This window comes from Puia dinghuensis (assembly GCF_014642875.1).
GTDB classification, from domain to species: Bacteria; Bacteroidota; Bacteroidia; order Chitinophagales; family Chitinophagaceae; genus Puia; species Puia dinghuensis.
The window spans coordinates 475,809-493,719 of the sequence record NZ_BMJC01000001.1 but is presented as its reverse complement, the minus strand read 5'-3'; the positions used below and the strand labels follow the sequence as shown (position 1 = coordinate 493,719).

Below are 17,911 nucleotides of genomic sequence, written 5' to 3'. Positions count from 1 at the left end.
TTTAATGCCTATATTCGAACCTCCTAATGTATAAGTAAAATGAAATTTAAAACAGGTAGTCAGCTGGCTTTCATGATGTTCGTCGAATACTTCATCTGGGGCGCCTGGTATGTTACAATGGGTACGTATATGGGTACCCAACTACACTCTTCCGGGTTGCAGGTAGGTGCAGCTTATAGTGCGTTGGCAATTGCCACCATGATCTCGCCCTTTTTCGTCGGTTTGGTCGCAGACCGCTATTTTGCCGCCCAGCGCATCATGGGGGTCCTGCACCTCGTGGGCGGAGCCTTGCTCTTCCTGGCCACGACGATAAAGGACAACACAGCCTTCTACTGGGTCATCCTGTTGTATTCCCTGCTCTATATGCCGACTATCGCCTTGTCCAACAGCGTAGCCTTTGGCCAGATGACCGATCCCGGCAGACAATTCCCCTGGATCCGGGTCTTTGGCACCCTCGGCTGGATCGTCGCAGGCCTGCTCATCGGCAATTTGGGCTGGGAAAGATCAACGGCCACTTTCCAACTGGCGGCAGCAGCTTCCGGATTACTCGGACTCGTCAGCTTTGTCCTGCCCAATACGCCGCCAAAAGGCGCCGAATCAAAGGCGCCGGGTACAGAATCGTTTGTGCTGTTTAAGAACAAAACCTATCTCATCTTCTTCGTTGCCGCTATCCTCGTGTGCATTCCCTTGTCGTTCTACTACGGATTCGCCAACCCCTTCCTCAACGAGCTGGGCATGACCAACGCCGCCGGCAAAATGATCATGGGACAGGTCTCCGAGGGCCTCTTCATCCTCGCCATCCCCTTCCTCTTTAACCGCATCGGCGTAAAGAACATGCTCCTGATGGGCATGACGGCCTGGATACTGCGGTATATCTGCTTTGCCTACGGCAACCTCGGCTCCAACACCTGGATGCTGTATGCCGGCATCATCCTCCACGGCGTCTGCTATGACTTCTTCTTCGTCACCGGTTATATGTACACCGAGAAAAAAGCCGGTGAAAAGATCAAGAACGCCGCCCAACAGCTATTCACCTTCGCCACTTACGGCCTGGGCATGTTCATCGGCACATGGTTCTCTGGTTACATCGTGGACGCCTATTCCGGCGGAGAACCCGCGCACAACTGGAAAGGCATCTGGCTCGTACCCGCCTATATCGCCGCCGCCGTGCTCATCTATTTCGTCCTCTTCTTTCGTGAAAAGAAACAACTGACTGTTAACCAATAAATAATTCTTTTATGCCAAAAATTGCCATGCTGGGCTCCGGCTTCATCGGCCGGTTCTATGCAGACTCCATCCTCGGTCAGCGGAGCCGCGATTCCATCGTCAGTGTCTACTCCCGCCGGAAAGAAAGTGCCGAAAAATTCGCCAAAGACTACCACTGCAAGCACTGGACCACCGAAATGGAGGAAGCTATTGCCCATCCCGAAGTCGATCTGGTCTGCATCTCCCTGCCAAACAACCTCCACGAGATAGCCGTCCTGCTCTGCTGTAAACATAAAAAAGCAGTAATGACCACGAAGCCTCTTGGCCGCAACGCCACGGAGGCCCGCCGCATGCTCGAGGCCGTGGAAGACGCAGGCATCCTGAATGCTTACCTGGAAGATCTCGTATATACCCCCAAATTCCTGAAGGCCCACGCAAGCGTACAGAACGGTGCCCTTGGACGCATCCTATGGGCCAAATCCCGCGAGACGCATCCGGGTCCGCATAGTGAATGGTTTTGGGACCTGGAGCAGGCTGGTGGCGGCTGTATCCTCGACCTGGGTTGTCACTGTGTGGAGATTGCCCGCAGCTTCATCGGCAAGGATATCCGGCCCGTCGAGGTCATGTGCTGGGCCGATACGCAGGTGAAACCCATCGAAGCCGAAGACCATGCAATCGGGCTCGTCAAATATGAGAACGGCGCCATCGGGCAGTTCGAAGTAAGCTGGACATTCCGTGGTGGTATGGACCTCCGTGACGAGGTGATGGGAACAGAAGGAACCATCTGGATCAACAACTTTCTCCGCACCGGTCTCGAGATGTTCACCACCGGCAAAGGCGCCGACTATGTCGCCGAAAAAGCGGAAAGCAACACTGGCTGGCTCTTCCCCATGGGCGACGAAGTAAACGATCTCGGCTATAACCATATGTTCACCGACGTCTTCAATGCCTTCGAAAAAGGCAAGGCGCCAAAAGAAACTTTCTATGATGGCTATGTGGTCAATGCCATATTGGATGCGGCTTACCGTTCGGCAAGAACGAAATTGTGGGAGCCCGTGCAGCTCGACATCTGGCGTGGTCGCATCGGCGTCAGCAAGGTCAGCCCTCTCACCGAATACGATGCTGATCACTACCTCGTAAAAGAAGAAATGACCCACTACGGCGCAAAAAAACTGATATTAAAAGAGAAAACTTCCGGTAAGATCGTGGAGAAGATCCTGAATTGACGGGCCCTTCCAAACAGGCCGAAAAGGTTATCCACTGCATGTGCGAAAACATAGCCCCGAAAGTTCCGGGGCTATGTTATTTTTGAGTTAGCTCTTTTGCGATCGCCGATTGCATAGAGCCTTGCCGCCAAGGTTTACGGAAATCATCCCCAGAACCATTGTGGTCACTACTTTATTAATCTGCAATCTGTTAATAAAATGGAGAACGGAAACGAGATCTTATTGAAAGAAAATAAAGATCGGTTTGTCATCCTGCCGATCAACTATCCCAAAGTGTGGGAGATGTACAAAAAGCACGAAGCAAGCTTCTGGACGGCTGAGGAGATCGACCTGGGCGGTGATTTGCAGGACTGGGCAAAATTAAACGAAGGCGAGCGCCATTTTATTTCGCATGTGCTGGCATTTTTCGCCGCCAGCGACGGCATCGTCAACGAGAACCTGGCCGTCAACTTCATGAGCGAGGTGCAGTTGCCGGAAGCCCGTTGCTTCTATGGCTTCCAGATCATGATGGAGAACATCCACTCCGAAACCTATGCCCTGCTCATCGATACGTATATAAAAGACCCGCAGGAAAAACACCGGCTCTTTCATGCCATCGATACCGTTCCCGCCGTTCAGAAAAAAGCCCAGTGGGCCCTTCGCTGGATCACGGGCGGCAGCTTCGCCGAACGGCTGGTAGCTTTTGCCGCCGTGGAAGGCATCTTCTTCAGCGGCAGCTTCTGTTCCATTTTCTGGATGAAGAAAAGAGGGCTGATGCCCGGCCTCACCTTCAGCAACGAGCTCATCAGCCGCGACGAAGGCCTGCACTGCGAATTCGCCTGCCTGCTCTACAGCATGCTGGAGAACAAGCTGTCACAGGAGCAGGTGTTCGCCATCATCGGCGACGCAGTCACCATCGAAAAAGAGTTTATCACCGAGGCTCTTCCCGTCGACCTCATCGGCATGAACGCCCGGTTGATGCAACAATATATCGAGTTCGTGGCCGATCGCTGGCTAACTGAGCTGGGCTACCCCCGCCTCTTCAACGCCACCAACCCCTTCGACTTCATGGAAATGATCTCGCTGCAAGGCAAGACCAATTTCTTCGAAAAACGTGTCGGCGACTACCAGAAGTCCGGTGTCATGTCGGGAAAAGAAGCCCAGACCTTCAGTCTCGAAGAAGATTTTTAAGGTACCCCCGCGCCTCCGGCGCGGCGTCAAATTCGTAACTCCATTAAATTCTACATATATGTTTGTTGCTAAAAGAAACGGCAAGTCCGAATCCGTGAAGTTCGACAAGATCACGGCCCGCATCGAAAAATTGTGCTACGGCCTCGACCGTCGCTTCGTCAACTCCATCGACGTCGCCAAAAAAGTCATCGAAGGGCTCTATGACGGTGTCTCCACCACCGAACTGGATAATCTCGCTGCCGAGACAGCCGCCTCCCTTACGGTAAAGCACCCCGACTACGCCTTGCTGGCAAGCCGTATTGCTGTTAGCAACCTCCATAAGAACACGACCAAGAGCTTCTCTGATACGATGAAGCTCCTTTACGAATGCAAGGACAGCAAAACCGGCAAATGGGTGCCCCTGCTCTCCGACGAGGTCTGGCAGATCATTTGCGACAACGCCGAACTGCTCGACTCCACCATCATCTACGACCGCGACTACGGTTTCGATTACTTCGGCTTCAAGACCCTGGAAAAATCCTATCTCCTGAAAGTGGATGGCAAAGTGGTCGAACGCCCGCAGCACATGTACATGCGCGTGGCCATCGGCATTCATCACAACGATATCGACAGCGCCATCAAAACCTATCACCTGATGAGCGAGCGCTGGTTCACCCATGCCACCCCCACCCTGTTCAACGCCGGCACCCCGAAGCCGCAGATGTCTTCCTGCTTCCTGCTGACCATGAAGGACGACAGCATCGACGGCATCTACGACACCCTCAAACAGACGGCGAAGATCTCGCAAAGCGCCGGCGGCATCGGGCTTTCCATCCATAACATCCGCGCCACCGGCTCCTACATCGGCGGCACCAACGGCACCAGCAATGGTATCATCCCCATGCTGCGCGTCTTCAACGACACGGCCCGCTATGTAGACCAGGGCGGCGGCAAACGCAAAGGCGCCTTCGCCATCTATCTCGAACCCTGGCACGCGGATGTCTTCGAATTCCTCGATCTCCGCAAAAACCACGGTAAGGACGAAATGCGCGCCCGCGACCTCTTCTACGCACTTTGGATCCCCGATCTGTTTATGCAACGCGTCGAATCCGGCGGTGACTGGAGCCTGTTCTGCCCCCATGAAGCGCCAGGCCTCCATGAGACCTGGGGCGCCGAATTCGAACAGTTGTATACACAATATGAAGCAGAAGGCCGTGCCCGCCGCACCGTGAAAGCCCAGGACCTCTGGTTCGCTATTCTGGATGCCCAGATAGAAACGGGGACACCCTATTTACTGTATAAAGACTCCGCCAATCGTAAGAGCAACCAGCAAAACCTGGGCACCATCAAGAGCTCGAACCTCTGCACCGAGATCATCGAATACACCTCGGCCGACGAGATCGCAGTCTGCAACCTGGCCTCCCTGGCCCTGCCCCGTTTTGTCACAGGCGGCGTGTTCGACCATCAGAAGTTATACGAGGTCACCTATGAAGTGACAAAGAATCTCAACAAGATAATCGACCACAACTTCTATCCCGTAGATGAAGCCCGCAACTCCAACCTGCGCCACCGGCCCATTGGTCTCGGCATCCAGGGCCTCGCGGACACCTTTATCCTGCTGCGCATGCCTTTCGAAAGCGATAAGGCCAAACAGCTGAACAAGGAGATCTTCGAGACCATCTACTTTGCCGCCATGACGGCATCAAAAGACCTGGCAAAAGTGGAAGGACCCTATGCATCTTTCGCTGGTTCCCCGGCTTCAAAAGGCCAGTTCCAGTTCGACCTCTGGGGCGTCGAACCCACCCTCCGCTGGGACTGGTACCGCCTGAAGGACGAGGTAATGAAACACGGCATCCGCAACTCCCTCCTGGTTGCTCCCATGCCTACAGCCTCTACCTCTCAAATACTAGGTAACAACGAGTGCTTCGAACCCTATACTTCCAACATTTATGTCAGGAGAGTACTCAGCGGGGAATTCGTGGTCGTCAACAAACACCTGCTCAAAGACCTCGTCGATCTCAACCTGTGGAATGACGAAATGAAAAATAAGATCATCTTCCACAACGGCTCCATACAGGCCATCGACGAGATCCCGCAAGAGCTAAAGGACATTTATAAGACGGTGTGGGAGATCAAGCAACGTAATATCATCGATATGGCAGTCGACCGTGGCGCCTATATCTGCCAATCGCAATCACTGAATCTATTCGTCGACTCGCCTTCGGCGAACAAGCTCACCTCCATGCACTTCTACGGCTGGAAAAAAGGCCTGAAAACCGGCATGTACTATCTCCGTACCCAGGCCGCTTCACAAGCCGTTCAGTTCACCGTCGAACGCCAGGGCGGCAAGATGATCGAACCCCTTGCCAACCCCGCCGCCATACAGGTAGCCGAAGCCAATGCCGGCGAAGACGTGGTCGGAGCCACCTGCAGCATGCAGGACGGTTGCGTCACCTGCAGCGCTTAACATATTACAAAATAAAAGGGGCCATAGAATATTTTCTGTGGCCCCTAAGTGTTTTTACTATTGCAATTCAACTTCTTTCTATCTACTTTAGCGGTTACTATAATCTGTAACCCTAAAAAAACCGTTATGTTTACACGCACCAACCTCATCAGCGCCAGTTTTTTCATCCTCGTTGCCATCATCCAAATGGCTTTCTAACTATTCCAGTTTCATATCCTTGATTATTCCGTCTATCCGTGCGGATAGCTCCCCATTCACCTGGTCGAATTCCCGCGCGGTGGCAAGGGTAGTATGTACGCTGAAATAGAATTTGATCTTGGGTTCCGTGCCGGAAGGCCGGGCAGAGATCTTACTGCCATCCGCAAGGATGAACTGCAACACATTCGAATTGGGTAGTTGAATGGTCCAGGACTCACCTGTCTGCAGGTTCCTGCCTTTCTGCAATTCATAGTCGAGCAGCTGCACCACGGGCGATCCGTTGATCGTGGCCGGGGGATGATTGCGATATGCGCTCATCATCTCCGCTATCTCTTTCTGCCCGTTCATCCCCTTCTTGGTAATGGAGATGAGATTTTCCTTGTAGAACCCGTATTCGACATACAGATCGATCAGCTTCTCATACAGGCTGCGACCCTTGTCTTTTTCATAAGCCGCCATCTCGCAAAGCAGGGCCACGGCGCTCACCGCATCCTTATCCCTGATCTGGCTGCCGATCATCAGGCCATAACTTTCCTCCCCGCCGATGACGTAGTTCTTCTTTCCTTCTTTTTCCTTGATCAGCTCGGCAATGTATTTGAACCCGGTGAGCACATTGTAACACTCGACCCCGCTGCGCGCGGCGATCTCGTCGATGAGGTTGGTCGTCACTATCGTCTTCACCACCATGTCGACAGGTGTGGCGATACCCTTGGCCTTCCGGGCTTCTATCATATAATTGAAAGCCAGCACCGCCGTTTGATTCCCGTTCAACAACACCCATTGCCCCTTCCTGTCCTTCACCCCGATGCCGACCCGGTCGGCGTCCGGATCGGTGCCCAGCAGAATATCGGCGTCTATTTGCTGTGCCTTCCGCAACCCGATGCTCATCGCCTCGCTTTCCTCGGGGTTGGGATAGACCACCGTGGGGAAATTCCCATCCGGCGTGGCCTGCTCGTTCACGACATGCACATTGGTAAATCCAAACCGCTGGAGAACTTCCGGCACCAGTTTGATGCCCGTACCGTGAATAGGAGTGTAAACGATCCTTAGATTGTGCTGACGTTCAATGACTTCGGGATAGACGGACAAATTGTGCACCATGGCGATATACGCCTCGTCCACTTCCCTGCCGATCATCGTGATATTCGATTCTCCGCCGCCCCATTTCACGGCATCAAGTCCGGCGCTGGCTATCTTTTCCACTTCGGTTATCACGTTTTTGTCGTGCGGCGGCACCAGCTGCCCCCCGTCATCCCAGTAAGCCTTATATCCGTTGTATTCTTTTGGGTTATGCGAAGCCGTACAAACCAGTCCACCCTGGCAGTGAAGATGCCGGATGGCAAAGCTTAATTCCGGCGTGGGCCGGAGAGACTGGAAGAGAAATACCTTTATCCCATTGGCTGCGAATACATTAGCTGCTGTTTCCGCAAAAAAACGACTGTTGTTCCGACTATCGTGGGCTATCGCTACCCGTACTTCCTTGCCCGGAAAAGAGGCCTTCAGATAGTTGGAGTATCCCTGAGTGGCCATCCCTACGGTATATTTATTCATCCGGTTGGTGCCCACTCCCATGATGCCCCGTAATCCCCCTGTTCCAAATTCCAGGTTACGGTAAAAACTTTCCGTCAGTTCACCCGGGTTCTCTTTCTGCAACCGTGTGATCTCTTCTTTCGTCGCCTGGTCGTAGTTCCCGGTTAGCCACGCATTCACTTTTTCCTGTATAGCAGCATCCATATTTCTTTAATATTTAGTTGATTCGCTTAGGGTTCCGAAGATCGTGCATCTTGTTAAAAATAACAAATCTCGCCAGAAAGATTCCGGGACACTATTTTATTATTGACGAAAATTGTACATTTGTCACCAGCCATCAACTTCGGCCTCACTCCTCTTCCTCAAATCCATTGAAAGCCCGATTCGAATTGCCTCTTTAACTGAAGCATGGATATGTACTTGCTCCTAAGGAATAACAAGCAAAGTGGCCCATACTCTTTAGAAGAATTGAAGAGCATGGGACTAAAAGCCTACGACCTCGTTTGGTTGGAAGGCAGGAGTGCGGCTTGGAGATACCCTTGTGAGATCGAAGAACTCAGCGCATTTGCTCCGGCGGTAGAAGAACAACCCTTCGATCGCTTCTATAAGCGGCCGGTCACCACCAGCATACAAGCCGCGCCAACTTCAACGTCACCGGCCACGACCATTTCCCCCGTCACCCCGGTAGCAACACCTGTTACCACCACTCCGCAATATACTGGCGAACCCTCCACGGTTCCCGGGAAACGCATCATCTACGTGACCATGCCTGCGGGGCGGACCCCGGCTCCCGTTCGCGAGACTCCCCGTGAACCGCTGCGTGAGATCCCCAAAGAAACCGTTCGACCCGTAACAACGTATGCCAGTCCTGTGGTTGAGGATTATTCTTCTCAGCTGCCTTCGTTGGAAGAACAACTTGTAGAGTTTTCGCCTCGCTCGACCCGGCGCAGAAACGCGCGCATCGTCCGGTTACTGGCCATCGGCGCCTGCATCCTGGCCCTGCTGGTCGCTGGTATTTTCATCGGTCTCTCCCTCAACAAGGAAAACCTGGGTTTCCAACAACAAAAGAAGCTCGTGACGAACGCCCCTGCAAAGGTGAACGAACCATCCAAACCCATCGTTCAGCCTGCGCAACAGCAACTGCCACCCGTGACCAATCCCACTCCCGGTATTGCCAGTCGAGCCTCCACGGCTGTCGGTCAGGCCTCCACGAGAGTACCACCTGCCAATACGCCGCCCTCCGTGACGACACAAAAAGAAAAGCCGGCTGCTCCAAAGAAAAAACTGTTCATCCCGCCTGTCACAAAGGATTCTCCTATTGTCACACAACCCGCCCAACATCGGGAAGCCATTCATCGGGCTGACATCGCTAATGACATCAAGGAAACAAAATCTGACAATGCTGCAGATAAAGACGCTGTCAGGGCGGCATTTGCCAACCAGGTCTCCGTCGGCGCCAATGGCTACACCGTAGGAACTCTCGGCGGCATCAACAATCTTCAACTAACGGTTACCAATCGGTCTATCTACCCTCTCGACCTGGTCGTAGTCGAAATCCAATATATCCAGGCAAACAAAAAGGTTTACAAGACAGAGAACCTGTATTTCCGCGGCATCGGCGCAGGCGCTGCTCTTATGCAGGAGGCGCCCAAAAGCTCACGCGGCATCAAAGTACAATACAGGATCCTTACCATCAGCTCGAAAGAAGGAGGACTCACCTACTCCGGGCTCTAATATTCTCATTAACAAAAAGGTAAACCTGGATTTCTCCTATTTTCCCTCGTTTGGCACAGTAGTTGAAAACACTGTGTGCAATTAACCCTCTGCCACCTGTTAATGCTCCTGATTAGAAGCCTGTCATAACAAAATCTTCGACCGGTATGAGAAACGCAATGGTGCAATTATGTTTAGTTATTATAGGTATCTCTAGTATTCATGCAGTCAAGCTCCTACAAACTTCCTCCTTCCACGTTCGGATGTACCCCGCGGATGGAGCAGACAGAGTCTGGGCCATCCAGGGAAAAGATTCGACGGAAATGATAAATGTGAATGGAGAATACTTCATTCGCTCGATAAACCCCGGCCACTGGCAGGTTTCCGTAGAAGCAAATGAACCCTTCCGGAATGCACGTTTCGACATCAACGACATCAAGCCCGGCACGGATATCGATCTGGGTGAGATTCGCCTTCAGAAGTAATTACACTTTCTCTCCCACCAGTGGTATTGTGGGATAATTCTTCAATAACACGGCAGCCGTTTCCGCAGGGTCCGCGGCAAACCATTTTTCCAGCAGCGAACTGTAAATGGCCCGGAAATCCGTTTGCATTGTCAGATTGTCATTGACAGTCAAATGGTCGGGAATGACAGGATTAACACCGATGATCCCCGGCTGTACGCCTTCCCCGAATACAAACACCGGCGCAGCTACCCCATGGTCGGTTCCTCCGCTGGCATTGGACTGTATCCTTCTGCCGAATTCCGAGAACGTCATCCCCATCACCCGGTTTCCCACCTGCAGATAGGTAAGATCATCCTGGAAGGCATTGATCGCCTCGGACAGCCTGGCGAGTAATCGGGCATGGGCGCCCGTCGTCGTATCGGTGCCGTCCGTTTGCCGCGCATGGGTATCGAATCCCCCCATGCTGACGAGATAGATGCGTGTCTTCAATCCGCCTGCCACCAGCCGGGCGACGATCTTCAGCTGATCGGCCAGCGGGTTCTTCCCTGCGGCGGGATACTTATCGGATTGTTTGGTAACCTTCTGTGCTGCTTTTTTGATCACCCCCGCATATTGGTCTGTCTTCACTGCCATCTGCCGGATATAGGCTAGCTGGTCTCCCGCCCGGGTATCGGCCGTCGTCTCCACCTTGTCGTCGATGAGGTCATAAAAGCTGTTGGGATTGCTGATGGCCATCCCCATCGGAAGTGCAGGCCCCTGCAAAGCCGGCGACACCAGCGAGCCTACCTGGATGGCCAACGGGTCGGGCATGACGGTGTTGGGGTAGTCCTGGGGAAAATGCGGGTACTGCTGGTCAAGATAACGGCCCGCCCATCCCGTCGGCAGGATCTGGCTCGCATCGGCGCCCGTCAGCCAGATGTCCGTCGCCCTGAAATGCGAAAAATTGGGCTGGGGATAGCTAACCCCCTGGACGATCGTTAGCTTTCCGGCGTTGAACAGCTGTTGCAGCTCCGGCATGGCCGGATGCAGTCCTGTTCCGTCAAATCCTTGCAGCCGCAACACCTTGTCCTCAGGAAGCGCGATATTGGCCCTGGCGCTATGATAGGCGCTATAGTATTCCAACGGGATCACCGTATTCAACCCATCATTACCACCGCTAAGCTGGATCAGCACCAGCACCCGGTCGCCGCCGGCCCCCCTGGCTACCGTCCGCAGAAATGGGGAATCCGCAAGCGCCTTTAGCGACACTCCGTTTATCAGCGATGGGATGACCACCGGAAGGGTGGCCCTGAAAAAATCTCTGCGCCTCATAGTAATTGGTATTCCGGCAGGTCCAACAAATGCCGGTAAAGGTTTTTTAATTTATTGGTCACGGTATTCCGGTTCGCCTTGTCATCCGGCTTTGCCTGATAGGCAACCCAGGCATTCGTCCAGTAATGGTCACTACTCATGCCAACCAATCCCGATAAAAGGATACTGGATTTGATAAATTGCAATTCCTCCGGGGACAGCGCAACCGCATATAACGCCTGCACCGACCCGGCGATGAGTTTGTCCGGATCTTCAGGGTTGGGAAGACTGGCCGCAAACGCCACTACGTCGATGCCGATCTTCTTCCCATTGCGGGCAAACCCGTTGTTGACCATGCGGTCGCTAAACTGATTACGTTTGGGCAGCGTATCACTGCTGATCCACAGCTTATCATATTCGGGGGTCTGATAATACGCCTGCCAGCCGGCCACATTCGGCGGGTCTCCGATGTTCTGCTGCAAGCCGGCAGCCTGGTTACGCACCTGCTCCAGGAAACCATATTGATCCACATACTCCGAAGCCGCGGGAAAGGGAACATTGAATTCGCGGCAAAGCCCCACCGTAAAGTCCACCGGCGGCTTGATCATCCCGCCGTAGTTGGCGGCATCGAAGAAATGTTGGCTGGTCAGCAAGGCTTCCAGTACGGGAACCACTTCGTAGTCCTTTTTGCGCAACATCTTCGCCAGGGGTTCGATGACGTTCTGCTCGGTCGGTTCGTCTATCGTATGATATACAAAAAAGCGGTATAGTTTGCGGCAGAAGAATTTCGATACTTCGTCCCGCGAAAAGATCATATCGATCAATTGATCCACCTCTCCTTCGGCTTCCTTCCCCTTCATCCCGTGGATGATGTGGTTGTCGTAAAACGCGGAGAACTGCTTGTCCCCCTCATCGTGCCGGTTGGGGTCGTAGGAAGTGGTAAAGGTCTTATAATTGATAGTATAACCCGTCAGCACCCGCGCCGCCGCCTTTACATCGGATTCCGTATAATGCGAACCGGGCCCCTTCCCTACTGTGAACAGCTCCTGTAATTCGCGGCCGTAGTTCTCATCGGGATGCGCTTTCGTACTGACATAACCGTTGAGATACCGCAGCATCGCCGGCTCCGCGGTCATGGCGCGCACCAGGGTCTTGAAATTGCCAAGGGCATGTTGCCGCAACAGGACATTGTAGCGGTAGCAGAACAGGGCATTGTCCACCGTATTGGTCTCCGTCACAAAATGATTGTGCCAGAAGAGCACCATCTTCTCGCGGATGCTGCGGTCCTGCCCTACCATCAGCCCAAACCACCATGATTTAAAGGAATTTTTTCGGCGGCCATTGTTCATGCCGTCGTATTTCAGCGAGACCGTCCAGTCCGCGCCGGGCGCTATTTCCGCATCGGTATACTTATCATCATTGTAATTGTTGACAGGCGGCGCCGGCAGCGGGTGATCGTTTTGCAGGAGTTCGCGTACAGCCTTTTTCGGGGATTTTTTGAGGAAGTGATCGACATCTTCCCTGGGAGCGCCGAACATCGTTCGCCGTAGAAGATGCGCTGCCTGGACAGGTGTCCAATCGCCTTTATAACGGCGGATGCCGGAGGTCACCGAAGCTGGATTGGCCATAGGAATGATTAACGTCATCCCCTCTGACTTAATTATATCGGAAAAGTTTAATAGCTTACAATATGAAGCAAATACTTCTGTTCGGCGCCGGCAAGTCGGCTACCAGCCTCATCCGTTATCTCATCGATGTCTCCGCGGGACGCGACTGGCAGCTGGTAGTGGCCGAAAGCAACCTTGCCCTTGCCGAATCCAAGATCGCCGGCAGCCCGCACGCCCGGGCCGTCTGCCTGGATGTCACCCGTACAGAAGCCGTCGATACCCTCGTAGCTGCGGCCGATATTGTCATCTCCCTGCTGCCTCCTGCCCTGCACTATACGGTAGCAGTATCCTGTCTGAAAAATGATAAGCACCTTCTCACGGCTTCTTACCTGGACGACGCCATTAAAGCGCTGGAGCCGGAGATAAAGGCCCGGGGCTTGCTCTTCCTCTGCGAAATGGGCCTCGACCCCGGCATCGACCATATGAGTGCCCTGCAGTTGATCCGCCAGATAGAAGCCCGGGGCGGCGCCATCCGCAGCTTTCACTCCCATACCGGCGGCCTCGTCGCACCCGAAAGCGATGACAACCCCTGGCGGTATAAAATTTCCTGGAACCCCCGCAATGTCGTGCTTGCCGGAGCCGCCGGAGCCCGCTACCGTGACAACGGGAATATCGTCTCAAAAGCCTATCCCGATCTCTTCGAACAGCCAGGAGAAGTGATCCTGCCGGGCGTCGGCATCCTGGCCTGGTATCCCAACCGCGATAGCCTGTCTTATATTCCCCTCTACGGGCTGGAAGCGACGCAAACCTTCATCCGCACCACCCTGCGCTATCCCGCTTTCTGCCGGGGCTGGGCGCCTATCGTTCGTGCCGGTCTCACGGATAGTCAGACCACACTGGATACCACCGGCCTCACCTTCGATCAATGGTCTGCGTCCCTGCAACCCTTTGTCAATGCAAGCAACCGGGCGCAGCTGGAATACCTGGGCTGCTTCGACCAGGAACCCGTCCCACCGGCCGCCCATACATCCGCCGATATTCTTCAACACTTACTGGAAACGCGGCTCGTCATGCAGCCGGCCGACAAGGATATGATCGTCATGATCCATGAGATCGGATTCATCCGCGATGGCAGGTCGCACACCGCGAAAAGCACCCTCGTTGTAAAAGGAGAAGATCATTTGCACACCGCCATGGCCCGCACCGTAGGCCTGCCCCTGGGCATCGCAGCCACCCTCGTGCTGGAAGGACGCATCGGGCTGCGGGGATTACATATCCCCATCCTGCCCGCCATCTACGACCCGGTGATGCAGCAGCTCGAACAACAGGGCATTCGCTTCGAACACACGGAGAACTGACCCGCCACCGCGTCAATTCACCTCGATAGGCAGCGTGCTCCCATCCCCGCCCCTCAACTGACCTCGATAGGCAGCGTGCTCCCGTCCCCGCCCCTCAATTCACCTCGATAGGCAGCGTGCTCAGGATATGGTAGTTGATATCCCGGAAAAAGATCTTGTACTTCCCCTTGCGCAGATAAAGCAGATAGCGCACCCGCCCCATGCCATCCCGCCCACCCGGCGTATAGGTCTGATCGGCCGGAACCAGCTGCCAGGGCGTATTGTCGTTGTTTTCGATCTCCTGCTGGTAATACGCCTGTACCAAAAAGACGGCGCTGGAAGGGGATTTGATATAGGTGGGCTGCCGCGTCCCGTTAAGATTGAGCCAGGTAGGCCGCCCGTCCAGGTACTGGGTCGGAGGATGGATGACACAAAGATCGTAGAGGTCCTTATCGGTGACATTCACGGGGGCATTATTCAGCAGTGCGATGGAAGGCCCGCTGATCTTGAATTTTGTCGTATACGCCTGGTAGATGACCCGGCCATACCCGAAATTACTCTCCTCGGTCATATCGGTCTGGTCGATGGTCAGTGGCTCGATACCCGAGAGCCGCCAAAAGGCCAGCGCCATCGGGACATGGCCATCCGGGTCCTTCTTCTTGCTGATATGCGCAAATGATGCATGGACAAGGATCTTTGCCGTGGAATCTTTTTTCAAAATTTCATTTAGATTCGCCGCCTGCACCGAATCCCGCTGATTGGCCGAGTGTACCGAAGCGGCCGTGTCCTCATAGGATACCAACGTATACCCCAGTTCAATAGCCTTTCGCATCAGCTCACCCGCCACCGGCTCACAGACATAATATCCCGAATGCATCCCCACGCTGGACAGCCGCTGATTGGCGAAATTGTTCAGCATTTCCAACGCGAGATAACGAAATCCCATCCGGTAAAGATCCTCCAGCAGGGAAAGCGTAAAGGCACGGTGCAGGGGCTTGGCAAATGCTTCGTTGATCATCACCACCCGGCGGTTCTTTGCCGCAAGATGGATATAGAGTCGGGCATCGGCATGTTCGATACCAGTGAGGTTGTCCGCCGTCCGGTAGATCTTCCGGCGGGTGCCGTCATCGATGCTGTCATAGCCTTTCACCAGGTATTGCAAAGCTGTCCGGTAATCCCCGGCAAACGCAAAATACTGGCTCATCTCATCATAATAGCCCTTGTCGGAATAAAGCTTGCGAAACTTCTCCTCGTCCTTCAACCCGTGATAGAGGGGAAACAGGTAATGGATATTGCCCTTGGGTGTCAGGGTCAGCACGCCGAGCCGGGGACTGTACCCTGTCGGGATATCTCGTTTACAGTAATCTTGCAACTGCAGGACAGGGGCGGAGGTCTCCTCCTGGGCATGTACTCTAAGGACAGAGACGGCCAGGGCCAGCCCAACCATCAGCAGCATTCGCTTATATACGGTCATTTCGGCGCAAAGTAGTGCTTTTTTATCCCGCCATCGCAGCGCCGCCACGCTTTAGCTTATTTTTATAACGCGCCAGCTGTACCCAGTAGATGATCCAGCAAACCCCCGTCCCCAACATCAGTACCCCCAGCGTAAACATGAAGAGAAGGAAAACTATTCCATTTGGCGCAAAATCACCAAAAAGATTAGTCAAAATTATCAGTAGTGGCATAGAAAGATACAGGATACAATAAGCTAACCCCATCCGGCGGGTAGGCCGCTTGCCCCCTCCTTCGGCCACAACCGCATCTGCCCCAAAAATGGATTCACTATGCCAGGACCTCATCTCCTTGTCGATAGAACCGGCGATCTTGCTGACGACAAAGAATTGCCACAACTGCCCGAACAGCGGGATCAGCTGCAGCCATACCAGGCCGGGATGCATCAGCCGGTTCTCTGCCTTTACACTTTTCAGGGTATTTTGCTGCGTAAGGAGGAATAGCACGCCAAGGATCAGGAATGGAAATAAAAGAACGATCTGAAGCGCGCCGGCGCCTCCAACGGAATATGTTTCCACGGTCAGTAGTTTGACCAAAAATAGGGATTTCTATCTCATCCCACCAGCTCGGCCAGCTTTTTCTGCAATTCACTGACGCCGGTAGACGCCGGCTGCTCGATCGCCACGATATCGTTCAACCCCGACGTATAAGGTATCTTCTTATCCACGATGAATTTCGGTATCCCCCGCCGCGCAAAATCGACCAGCCCCGCCGCCGGGTACACCACCAGGGAAGTACCCACGACCACAAAGATATCCGCGCTGTGCACCAGGGGCACCGCCTGTTGGATCATCGGCACCGGCTCTTCGAACCAGACGATATGCGGCCGCAACTGGGCGCCGTCTTCGGCGGTATGGCCCAGCAGGATATCCTCGCGGATATCATACACCAGGCTCTCGTTCCGCTCGCTGCGCATCTTAAATATCTCGCCATGCAGGTGCATCACCTTTGTGCTGCCCGCCCGCTCGTGCAGATCGTCGATATTCTGGGTGATGATATGCACGTCGAAATCCTTTTCCAGCGCCGCCAGCCCAAGATGCGCCGCATTCGGCTCCGCCTTCAGCACATCCCTTCGCCGCATATTATAGAACTCCAGCACCAGTTTAGGGTCTTTCCGCCAGGCCCGCGGCGTGGCCACCTCCGTGACATCATACCCCTCCCATAGACCGTCGGAATCACGGAAGGTCTTCAGCCCACTTTCAGCGCTGACACCGGCCCCTGTCAGCACCACGATCTTTTGCTTTGACATAGATGGCAAGGTACTCAAAACTTCCTACTTCACCTTCGCAGCGCGCATGGTCTTTCTCAGCCAGTACGCTCCAAACCCAACGCCGATCCACAACGGCCACAACCGCATAAGGCCCAGCAACAGCGAACTAAGATCCTTCCACCCTTCACTAAAAGAATCAGTCAGCTGACGGAAAAAAGAAGGCGAAGTCTCCTGGGGAAAGCCCGGCGCCAATACTTGATAGAATTTGAGATTGATAGTGCTGTAGGCGGCCGAATGACCCAGCCAGGCGATCCGTCCCGAAGCCTGGTCCATCTCCCCCTGGATATCGTTGATCTCGTTTTGCACCGCCAGAATATCTTTCATGGTATGCGCCTGCCGCAACAGTTCGAGGTATCGTTCTCTCACCTCCTTCTTGGTCTCCAGGCGGGATTTTGTGTCCACCACTTCCATCGTCACATCCTGCGACGAGATCTTCTTATCTACCAGCTTTTCGCTGTCGGACGGCAATTTCATCAGCAGATCGTCGAAATTTGCCACCGGGACTTTGATCGTCACGCTATTGCTGATCTCCGTCACCGATTGCGTCTGCTCTTCCTGCGCAATATATCCACCCGACAGCCTCACCGCCTCGTGCAGCCGGTGGGTAAACAGCCCGAAATCCTTTACTTCCAGGTTGAGATCGGCCGTCTTGACGATCTTCTTGTCCCAATCCGGGTTGGCGGCCGGTAGGGCCACTGCCTTATTGCCGGTTTGCTTGGGCGCGTCATTATCAATGTTCGGTTGTTCATCACCGTTTATAACGGCCACAGATGCCTTAGTGGAATCTGCACTTGCCGCTTTTTCCTCAGCGGGCCTCATACTTCCATTATTACAGCCAAGGCATAGGGATAGCAGCAATGCCGCAGGCACTGCGTATACAATACGATTCATTTTAACTGATTTTTGGGTGTGTTGGTATAAAAACGAAAAAGGTCCCGG

General features: G+C 53.9%; 14 protein-coding genes. 7 read left to right on the top strand and 7 right to left on the bottom strand.

The annotated features are described in order from the left end of the window. Positions 1 to 39 precede the first annotated feature (39 nt). From IEY39_RS01765 to IEY39_RS01750, 4 genes are all read left to right on the top strand, one after another. On the top strand, positions 40 to 1,227 hold the full coding sequence (locus IEY39_RS01765) for a nucleoside permease (RefSeq protein ID WP_188927900.1): 1,188 nt from the start codon (positions 40 to 42) through the stop codon (positions 1,225 to 1,227). Positions 1,228 to 1,238: 11 nt separating this feature from the next. Beyond that, positions 1,239 to 2,432 carry a Gfo/Idh/MocA family protein gene (locus IEY39_RS01760; RefSeq protein WP_188927898.1) on the top strand — a complete coding sequence of 398 codons (1,194 nt, stop codon included), beginning with the start codon at positions 1,239 to 1,241 and terminating at the stop codon, positions 2,430 to 2,432. Between the two features lie 198 nt (positions 2,433 to 2,630). Next, positions 2,631 to 3,602 carry a ribonucleoside-diphosphate reductase small subunit gene (locus tag IEY39_RS01755; protein WP_188927896.1) on the top strand — a complete coding sequence of 324 codons (972 nt, stop codon included), beginning with the start codon at positions 2,631 to 2,633 and terminating at the stop codon, positions 3,600 to 3,602. Positions 3,603 to 3,660: 58 nt separating this feature from the next. Next, positions 3,661 to 6,048 carry a ribonucleoside-diphosphate reductase subunit alpha gene (locus tag IEY39_RS01750; protein WP_188927894.1) on the top strand — a complete coding sequence of 796 codons (2,388 nt, stop codon included), beginning with the start codon at positions 3,661 to 3,663 and terminating at the stop codon, positions 6,046 to 6,048. A gap of 198 nt (positions 6,049 to 6,246) precedes the next feature. On the opposite strand, the gene IEY39_RS01745 is transcribed toward IEY39_RS01750, so the two are convergent. Then, positions 6,247 to 7,980 (bottom strand): phospho-sugar mutase, encoded by a 1,734-nt coding sequence (locus IEY39_RS01745; RefSeq protein WP_188927892.1) that lies wholly within the window; start codon positions 7,978 to 7,980, stop codon positions 6,247 to 6,249. A gap of 273 nt (positions 7,981 to 8,253) precedes the next feature. Here IEY39_RS01745 and IEY39_RS01740 point away from each other — a divergent pair, with 273 nt between their 5' ends. Together IEY39_RS01740 and IEY39_RS01735 are read left to right on the top strand one after the other, a co-directional pair. Further along, positions 8,254 to 9,510 carry a hypothetical protein gene (locus IEY39_RS01740; RefSeq protein ID WP_188927890.1) on the top strand — a complete coding sequence of 419 codons (1,257 nt, stop codon included), beginning with the start codon at positions 8,254 to 8,256 and terminating at the stop codon, positions 9,508 to 9,510. Positions 9,511 to 9,656: 146 nt separating this feature from the next. Further along, positions 9,657 to 9,974 (top strand): hypothetical protein, encoded by a 318-nt coding sequence (locus IEY39_RS01735; protein ID WP_188927888.1) that lies wholly within the window; start codon positions 9,657 to 9,659, stop codon positions 9,972 to 9,974. On the opposite strand, the gene IEY39_RS01730 is transcribed toward IEY39_RS01735, so the two are convergent. Beyond that, complete coding sequence (locus IEY39_RS01730) at positions 9,975 to 11,267, bottom strand: DUF1501 domain-containing protein (protein WP_188927886.1); 1,293 nt, start codon at positions 11,265 to 11,267, stop codon at positions 9,975 to 9,977. Continuing rightward, positions 11,264 to 12,874 carry a DUF1800 domain-containing protein gene (locus IEY39_RS01725; protein WP_188927884.1) on the bottom strand — a complete coding sequence of 537 codons (1,611 nt, stop codon included), beginning with the start codon at positions 12,872 to 12,874 and terminating at the stop codon, positions 11,264 to 11,266. Before IEY39_RS01725 ends, IEY39_RS01730 begins: the two co-directional genes overlap by 4 nt. Positions 12,875 to 12,936: 62 nt before the next feature. On the opposite strand from IEY39_RS01725, the gene IEY39_RS01720 reads away from it, so the two are divergent. Beyond that, the gene (locus IEY39_RS01720) at positions 12,937 to 14,211 is read left to right on the top strand and encodes a saccharopine dehydrogenase C-terminal domain-containing protein (protein WP_188927882.1); all 1,275 of its coding nucleotides are present in this window, start codon (positions 12,937 to 12,939) and stop codon (positions 14,209 to 14,211) included. 94 nt (positions 14,212 to 14,305) lie between these two features. On the opposite strand, the gene IEY39_RS01715 is transcribed toward IEY39_RS01720, so the two are convergent. Genes IEY39_RS01715 through IEY39_RS01700 form a run of 4 tightly spaced genes read right to left on the bottom strand, consistent with a single transcriptional unit; the run spans position 14,306 to position 17,863 of the window. After that, positions 14,306 to 15,664 (bottom strand): hypothetical protein, encoded by a 1,359-nt coding sequence (locus IEY39_RS01715; protein ID WP_188927880.1) that lies wholly within the window; start codon positions 15,662 to 15,664, stop codon positions 14,306 to 14,308. 22 nt (positions 15,665 to 15,686) lie between these two features. Then, the gene (locus tag IEY39_RS01710; protein WP_188927878.1) at positions 15,687 to 16,238 is read right to left on the bottom strand and encodes a hypothetical protein; all 552 of its coding nucleotides are present in this window, start codon (positions 16,236 to 16,238) and stop codon (positions 15,687 to 15,689) included. A 17-nt stretch (positions 16,239 to 16,255) separates the two neighbouring features. Further along, positions 16,256 to 16,951: an SIR2 family NAD-dependent protein deacylase gene (locus tag IEY39_RS01705; RefSeq protein WP_188927876.1), complete on the bottom strand. Its 696-nt coding sequence runs from the start codon at positions 16,949 to 16,951 to the stop codon at positions 16,256 to 16,258. 24 nt (positions 16,952 to 16,975) lie between these two features. Further along, positions 16,976 to 17,863 carry a DUF4349 domain-containing protein gene (locus tag IEY39_RS01700; RefSeq protein ID WP_188927874.1) on the bottom strand — a complete coding sequence of 296 codons (888 nt, stop codon included), beginning with the start codon at positions 17,861 to 17,863 and terminating at the stop codon, positions 16,976 to 16,978. Between the last annotated feature and the right edge of the window lie 48 nt (positions 17,864 to 17,911).